Below are 7,046 nucleotides of genomic sequence, written 5' to 3' on the forward strand. Positions count from 1 at the left end.
CGCGACGCGCTCCAGCTCCGCGCGGTCGAGGAAGAACACCAGGTCCGCGTCCGGCAGGCGCCCGGCGGCGGCGAGCACCTCCCCGAGGTGGCGGTACCCGCGCTTGAGCGAGTACGCCATCAGCGCCATCTTGGCCTTGGTCTCCTCGCGGCCGCGGGCGCCGCCCTGCGCCGCCCGGGCGAGCAGCCGGATGGCCAGCGAGGGGGGACCGTCCGGATCCGCCGGTGGGTCCGCCGACGCCGACGCCGGCGCCGACGCTGACGCCGACGCCGGTGCCCCCGCCGGACCGCGGCCGGCCGGATCGAGCGCCGAGCGCACCATCACCTGCATCATCGCGCCGAGCCCCTCCGGGTCGTCGGCCCAGGACGGGTCGCGCATGCACAGCTCCCGGTAGCCGCGGTGCCCGTGACGGGCGAGGAACCGCCGCAGCGCCACGCCGCCCGCGCTGCCCGAGGCGCGCAGGGCGGTGACCGCCGCGCCGGGGTCGGCGGCGAGGAACTCCCCGGCGGTGGCGGGATCGGAGGCGAGGGAGCGGACCACCGCGTCCAGCTGCTCGACCATGAGCGCGCTCTCCACCTCGGTGGCCCCGGCCAGGAGGCGGGCGGCGTCCGCGCGCCCGTCGTCCTCGCCGCGCCCGTCCTCCACCGCCCGCCGCACGAGCACGCTCTCGAGGACGTTGGCCGCGACCGCCGCGCGCGAGGACGAGCGCACGTGCGTCAGCGTGACATCGCAGTACAGCGCGACGCCCGCCTCCAACTGCTCCAGCACCACCCGCGGATCGTCGCCGGACGGGACCCGCCAGCCGGCGATCCGCCCCTCCAGCCGCCGGATCGCCGGGCCGGCGGAGAGCGCGAAGGCGGAGAGCCGGATGGTGTTGCCCAGCCTGCGCAGGAACGGCTCGGGCGGCGCGGGGACCAGCTCCTCCACCACCCGCCCGCAGATCGAGGTGGAGAACTGCTCCAGGGAGTTGCCCACCATGCCCGAGCTCAGCGCCGTCCCCTCGGTGAGGTCGAGGAACAGGTGTCCGGAGAAGTAGCCCACCTGCAGCCACGGCCGCTCGTAGCCCGGCTGCGCCCGCGCCACCACCTGGATCGCCTGCATGGCGTGGTCGATCGCGAACCCGGAGACCGACGCCGTCAGGGGGCAGAACGCCCCCGGCATCATCTCGCCGATGTTGCAGCGCGTGTAGACGTGGTCCGCCCCGGCGACCGGGGAGTCCATCGCGCCCAGGTCGCCGGGCAGGGTGGTGATCGGCCGGGCCTGCAGCCACCACAGCCGCCCGTCCCGGTCGATCGCCCACTCCAGATCCATCGGCCGGCCCCAGTGGAGCGCCGCGCCCGAGGCGCCCGCCCGGATGGCCGCGATCTCCTCCGGCCCCAGCACCACCTCGTCGTCGTCGGGGGACTCGTGGACCACCACCTCGCCCCGGGCGTCCAGGACGAGGTGCTCCGGCGGGCGGGTGCCGTCCACCAGGGCGTCCCCGAGCCCGGCCACCGCGTCGATCACCATGAGGTCGCGGCGCCCGGTCGCGGGATCGGCGGTGAACACCACCCCGGCGGCGCGGGCGTCGACCATCTGCTGCACCACCAGGTGCATCGCTGGCGTGGCGCCCCCGCCGTACGCCGAGGCCCGGCGGGAGTGCGTGGACCCGACGCAGGTCCGGACGGCGTCGGCGAGGGCCTCGGCCGAGTCCACGCCCAGGACCGTGTCGTACTGGCCGGCGAAGGACTGCTCGGCGCCGTCCTCGCCGACCGCGGAGGACCTCACGGCCACGGGCGTGGCGCCCGCCTCGGCCATGCGGGTGAACCACCGGGAGAGGTCGACGACGACGAGGTCTGCCGAGGCGTCCGCGATGACGAATCCCGGCGGCACATCCAGGCCGAGGCGCCGGAGCTCGGCCAGGCCCGCCGCCTTCCCGCCGTAGCGTCCGTCGCGGACGTCGTCGAGGTCGACCGCCGTCGGCGTCACCGGTCGGCCGCCAGCGCGTCGACGATCTGGGCCAGCGCGTCGGTCGCGATGGGGCCGGTCTGGTAGAGGCAGAGCCGGTCGGACACCCCCTCGACGCGGTCGCGGACGTGCGCGGCCACCTCCGCCGGGGTGCCGCACGCGGCGATCGTGTGGAGGATGTCGTCGCTGATCAGCGAGGTCATCTCCTGCCAGCGGCCCTGCTTGGACATGGCGTTGAGCTCGGGCTGCAGGTCCCCCCAGCCGTGGGCGTCCAGGACCGGCCTGTACGCGGGTGTGGAGCCGTAGAAGGCGAGCAGCCGGCGGGTGGACAGGTGGTCGTCGTCCCGGCCCGTGGCCACGGACACGATCACCTCGGGCACCACCTCGAAGTCCTCCTCGCGCCGGCCGGCGGCCGCGAGCCCGGCGCGCACGGCGGGCAGGGTGTGCTCGCGCAGGAACCTGGTGGTCCCGAACGGCATCACCAGCAGCCCGTCGGCCACCTCCGCGGCGGCGCGGGTCAGGCGCGGCCCGAGCGCGCCGAGGTAGATCGGCGGCGGCCCGTACGGGGTGGGCCCGGGGACGAAGGTCGGGGTCATGAGGGTGTGCCGGTAGAACTCGCCGCGGAAATCCAGCCGCTCGCCGGTCGCCCAGGTGTCGAAGACCGCCCGCAGCGCCCCCACCAGCTCCGTCATCCGCTCGACCGGGCGGTCGAACGCGGCGCCGTAGCGCTTCTCGATCTGCGCGCGCACCTGCGTGCCCAGGCCCAGGATGAACCGGCCCCCGCTGAGCGTCTGGAGGTCGTGGGCCTGGTGCGCGAGCTGGATGGGGTTGCGGGGGAACGCGATCGCCACGTTGGACATCACGTCCAGGCCCGCCACCTGCGAGGCCAGGACCAGCGGGGTGAACACGTCGTGCGGGCCCTCGAACGTGAAGACCCCGGAGGCGCCGGCCTCGCGCAGCGCCTCCGCGCGGTGCACCGCGTCGGTGGGCCCGAACAGGGCGGTCATGACCTTCATGGGGCTCTCCCTGGAGATACGATTCGCGCTGTATTGGAACTAGGGTGAGCCCATGACAGCAGATGCGGGCGCGGACCGCGGGGAATCGGCCGAGACGGCGCGGCCTCGTCCCGCTTCCGGCCGGTCCGGTTCGGGCCGGCCGCGCGACGGCAGGATCGACGCCGCGGTCATCGCCGCGACCCGCGAGCTGCTGCTCGAGACGGGCTACCCCGGGCTGACCCTCTCGGCAGTCGCCGTCCGCGCCGGGACCACCACCGCCGCCATCTACCGGCGGTGGTCGGGCAAGACGCAGCTGGTCCACGAGGCGGTGTTGTCCGCCGAGCCGATCCCCGCCCCCGACGAGTCCGGTGACGCCCGGTCCGCGATCAGGGCCCTGGTCGAGGCGGTCCGGGCGATCTTCGACCGGCCCGAGGTGCGGGTGGCGCTGCCGGGCCTGATCGCCGACACCGTCGCCGACCCCGACCTGCACGCGCGGATGATCACCCGGTTGTCGGGCAACCTCACCGCGTTCGACACCCGCGTCGGCCGTGAACACCGCGAGGGGGATCACCTGCCGGTGCTCGTCGAGGCGGTCGCCGGCGCGGTGATCTTCCGCATCCTCGTGCGTCGCGACGCCGCGCTGGACGAGGCCTGGGTGGACGAGCTGACCGAGCTGTTCACCGGGGGACGGCCGGCGGACCCCCCACCCGACGCGGCGGGGCGCCGGTAGGTCCCACGTCGTTGCGCCCGTAGACCGTGCCCGGCGCGCGTGCCGGGTTCGGTTCACGGTGAACAAAACACTTCGCGGTCCGTGTCCGGTCTCGTTACCTTCGCCTGACGATGCCGCCCGGCAGACACGGCGAAAGTGGACAGCACATGATCAGCAGAAGGACCATCACGAGGCTGGGGACCAGCATCCTGGGGGTGGGGCTCACCGCGGCCCTCGTGGCAGGGTGCGGCGGGTCCGCGTCCGGCGACGAGTTGTCGATCGTCGGGTTCGCCGTCCCGGCCGAGGGCAACGCCGCCGTGCAGGCCGCGTTCGCCGAGACCCCGGACGGCGAGGGCACCAGCTGGCTCACCTCCTACGGGGCCTCGGGCGACCAGTCCCGTGCCGTGGCCAACGGGCAGCCGGCCGACGTCGTCCACTTCTCCGTGGAGCCCGACGTCACCAGGCTCGTCGACGCCGGCCTGGTGGACCAGGGCTGGAACTCCGGGGAAAACAAGGGTTTCCTCACCGACTCCGTGGTGGTGCTGGTGGTCCGCCAGGGCAACCCCAAGAACATCACCGACTGGGAGGACCTGGCCCGCGACGACGTCGAGATCGTCACCCCCAACCCCGGCTCCTCGGGTGCGGCGCGCTGGAACATCCTCGCCGCGTGGGCGTCGGTCCTGCAGAAGGGCGGCACCGAGGCGCAGGCCGCCGAGTTCCTCGAGGCCGTGATCGGCAACGTCGCGGCGTTCCCCGGCTCGGGCCGCGACGCCACCACCGCGTTCCTCGACGGCACGGGCGACGTGCTCATCTCGTACGAGAACGAGGCCATCCTCGGGAAGCAGCAGGGCCAGGAGTACGAGTACATCGTCCCGGACCGCAGCCTGCTCATCCAGAACCCCGCGGCCGTGACCACCTCCGCGCCGGAGACCGCGCAGCGCTTCCTGGACTTCGCCCGCAGCGCCGAGGGGCAGCAGATCTACGCGCAGTACGGGTTCCGGCCCCTGGCCTCGGTCGCCGACCGGGTCGACACCAGCCAGATCGACGGCGTGGCCGACCCCTCCGACCCGTTCCCGGAGGTCCCCGAGCTCTACACGGTCGACGGCGACTTCGGCGGCTGGAAGGCCGTCGTGGACACGTACTTCGACGACGACGGGATCATCACCGGGATCATCCGGAAGTCGGGCCTGAACTGACGATGACCGCCGTCGTCCCACCATCCGTCACGTCGCCGACGCCGGTCCCCCGGCGTCGGCGACGCGGGGCCCGCACCACGCTCACCCGGCCGGCGTCGGTCGCGCTCGGCGTGTCCGTGCTGTGGTTCAGCCTGCTGGTCCTCATCCCGCTGGCCCTGGTGGTTCTCTCCTCGGCGGAGGGCGGCTGGCAGGCCTTCTGGTCCACGCTGACCAACGTCCAGACCGCCAACGCGATCAGGCTGACGCTGCTGTCGGCGCTCGCGGCGACCGTGGTCAACGTGGTGGTCGGCACCCTCATCGCCTGGGTCCTGGTCCGCGACCGGCTTCCCGGCAAGCGGGTGATCGAGCTCGTGATCGACATCCCCTTCGCCCTGCCGTCGCTGGTGGCGGGTCTGGTCCTGCTCAGCCTCTACGGGCCCAACAGCCCGATGGGCCTGACCATCGCCGGCACGCCGTACTCGGTGTTCCTCGCGGTCCTCTTCGTCACCCTGCCGTTCGTCGTCCGCACGGTCGAGCCGGTGCTGCTCGAGCTGGACCCCCAGGTGGAGCAGGCCGCCCGGTCGCTCGGGGCGTCCCGCGCCACCACGTTCCGGCGGATCGTCCTGCCCACCCTGACCCCCGCGATCGCCGCCGGGGCCACCCTGTCCTTCGCCCGCGGGGTCGGGGAGTTCGGCGCGCTGGTCCTGTTCACCGGCAACCGGCCCAACATCTCCGAGGGCGCCCCGATCCGCATCCAGAGCTACATCGAGATCGACGACGTGGCCGCCGCCGCCACCGTCGCGGTGGTGCTGCTTCTGGTGGCGCTCCTGGCCATCGGGATCCTCGACCTCATCTCGCGACGGGTGGCACGGCATGGCTGAGCACGGCCCGACCGCCATGACCCCGGCCGGCGAGCCGGTTCGGCGGCGCCGGCCGGTGCCGACGTGGGGGCTCGTGCGCCTCGTCGTCGTCGTCACCTACCTGTTCCTCCTCGTCGGCTGGCCGCTGGCGATGATCGTGCAACGCACCTTCTTCGACGGCAACAACCACCTGGTCTCCGCGCTGGGCGACCCGTCCGTGCAGAACGCCCTGCTCGTCACGCTCTCCAGCGCGCTGTGGGCGGTGGTGCTCAACACGGTCTTCGGCATCACGCTGGGGATCCTGCTGGTGCGGCACGAGTTCCCCGGCAAGCGGCTGCTGAGCTCGTTCATGGACCTGCCGGTGTCGGTCTCGCCGATCATCGTGGGTCTGGCGCTGCTGCTGGCCTACGGGCCCGCGCACGGCTGGCTCGGCCGGCCACTGGCCGAGATCGGCGTCTCCGTGGTGTTCTCCTACACCGGCATCGTCCTGGCCGTCACGTTCGTCTCGCTCCCGCTGGTCCTGCGCGCCGTGGTGCCCGTGCTGCAGGAGATCGGCGACGACCAGGAACTCGCCGCGCGCAGCCTCGGGGCCTCCGGCCGGCAGACCCTGTGGCGCATCACCCTGCCCGCCATCAAGTGGGCCGTGGCCTACGGCGTGGTGCTCACCTTCGCCCGCGCGATCGGGGAGTTCGGCGCGGTGCTGATCGTCTCCGGCGGCATCGTCAACCGCACCGAGACCGCCACGATCGCCGTGCAGCGGCTCCACCAGGGGTTCGACACCGGCGGCGCCTACGCCATCGGCTTCCTGCTCGCGCTGATCGCCGTGGCCGCCCTGGTGATCGTCATGATCCTTCGACCGAAAGAGGACCCCCGTGGGGATTGAGATCTCAGGCGTCGGCAAACGCTACGGCGACTTCGTGGCGCTGGACGACATCAGCCTCTCCGTGCCCTCCGGCGGGCTCACCGCGCTGCTCGGCCCGTCGGGATCGGGCAAGACCACGCTGCTGCAGATCCTCGGCGGGCTCGAGACCGCGGACACCGGGACCGTCGAGATCGACGGCCGCGACACCACCGGGGTCCCCGCGCAGAAGCGCAACGTCGGGTTCGTCTTCCAGCACTACGCCGCCTTCAAGCACCTCACGGTGGCGAGGAACGTGGCGTTCGGGCTGGAGATCCGCAAGGTGCCCAAGCACGAGATCCGCCGGCGCGTGGACGAGCTGCTGCAGCTGGTCCAGCTGGCCCAGTTCGGCGACCGGCTGCCCGCGCAGCTGTCCGGCGGCCAGCGGCAACGCATGGCCCTGGCCCGGGCCCTGGCGATCGAACCGAGCGTCCTGCTGCTCGACGAGCCGTTCGGCGCGCT

The 7,046-nt window shown here is 73.2% G+C and carries 7 protein-coding genes; 5 read left to right on the top strand and 2 right to left on the bottom strand.

Annotation, left to right across the window (positions count from 1 at the left end):
- Positions 1-1,968 (bottom strand): PEP/pyruvate-binding domain-containing protein (locus tag B4M60_RS08695; protein WP_291082337.1); only part of this gene is annotated, 1,968 nt, incomplete at its 3' end.
- Positions 1,965-2,963, bottom strand: a complete 999-nt coding sequence (locus B4M60_RS08700) for a TIGR03617 family F420-dependent LLM class oxidoreductase (RefSeq protein ID WP_291082340.1) — start codon at positions 2,961-2,963, stop codon at positions 1,965-1,967. The genes B4M60_RS08700 and B4M60_RS08695, both read right to left, overlap by 4 nt.
- 52 nt (positions 2,964-3,015) lie before the next feature.
- On the opposite strand from B4M60_RS08700, the gene B4M60_RS08705 reads away from it, so the two are divergent.
- The 5 genes from B4M60_RS08705 to B4M60_RS08725 form a co-directional block, all read left to right on the top strand.
- Positions 3,016-3,672: a TetR/AcrR family transcriptional regulator gene (locus B4M60_RS08705; protein WP_291082343.1), complete on the top strand. Its 657-nt coding sequence runs from the start codon at positions 3,016-3,018 to the stop codon at positions 3,670-3,672.
- Between the two features lie 146 nt (positions 3,673-3,818).
- Complete coding sequence (locus tag B4M60_RS08710) at positions 3,819-4,847, top strand: sulfate ABC transporter substrate-binding protein (RefSeq protein ID WP_291082346.1); 1,029 nt, start codon at positions 3,819-3,821, stop codon at positions 4,845-4,847.
- 2 nt (positions 4,848-4,849) lie between these two features.
- Positions 4,850-5,707: a sulfate ABC transporter permease subunit CysT gene (gene cysT / locus B4M60_RS08715; RefSeq protein WP_291082349.1), complete on the top strand. Its 858-nt coding sequence runs from the start codon at positions 4,850-4,852 to the stop codon at positions 5,705-5,707.
- Positions 5,700-6,569, top strand: coding sequence for a sulfate ABC transporter permease subunit (locus B4M60_RS08720; RefSeq protein WP_291082352.1), 870 nt, complete (start codon positions 5,700-5,702; stop codon positions 6,567-6,569). Before cysT ends, B4M60_RS08720 begins: the two co-directional genes overlap by 8 nt.
- Positions 6,559-7,046: sulfate/molybdate ABC transporter ATP-binding protein (locus B4M60_RS08725; RefSeq protein ID WP_349679619.1), on the top strand; the 488-nt coding region annotated here is incomplete at its 3' end. The genes B4M60_RS08720 and B4M60_RS08725, both read left to right, overlap by 11 nt.

The sequence above is a fragment of the Dietzia sp. UBA5065 genome (assembly GCA_002415925.1).
GTDB lineage: Bacteria > Actinomycetota > Actinomycetes > Mycobacteriales > Mycobacteriaceae > Dietzia.

Excerpts from the sequence above, each read along its gene's own strand:
- B4M60_RS08700 (WP_291082340.1), bottom strand. The coding sequence starts at position 2,963 with ATGAAGGTCATGACCGCCCTGTTCGGGCCCACCGACGCGGTGCACCGC.
- B4M60_RS08705 (WP_291082343.1), top strand. The coding sequence starts at position 3,016 with ATGACAGCAGATGCGGGCGCGGACCGCGGGGAATCGGCCGAGACGGCG.
- B4M60_RS08710 (WP_291082346.1), top strand. The coding sequence starts at position 3,819 with ATGATCAGCAGAAGGACCATCACGAGGCTGGGGACCAGCATCCTGGGG.
- cysT (WP_291082349.1), top strand. The coding sequence starts at position 4,850 with ATGACCGCCGTCGTCCCACCATCCGTCACGTCGCCGACGCCGGTCCCC.
- B4M60_RS08720 (WP_291082352.1), top strand. The coding sequence starts at position 5,700 with ATGGCTGAGCACGGCCCGACCGCCATGACCCCGGCCGGCGAGCCGGTT.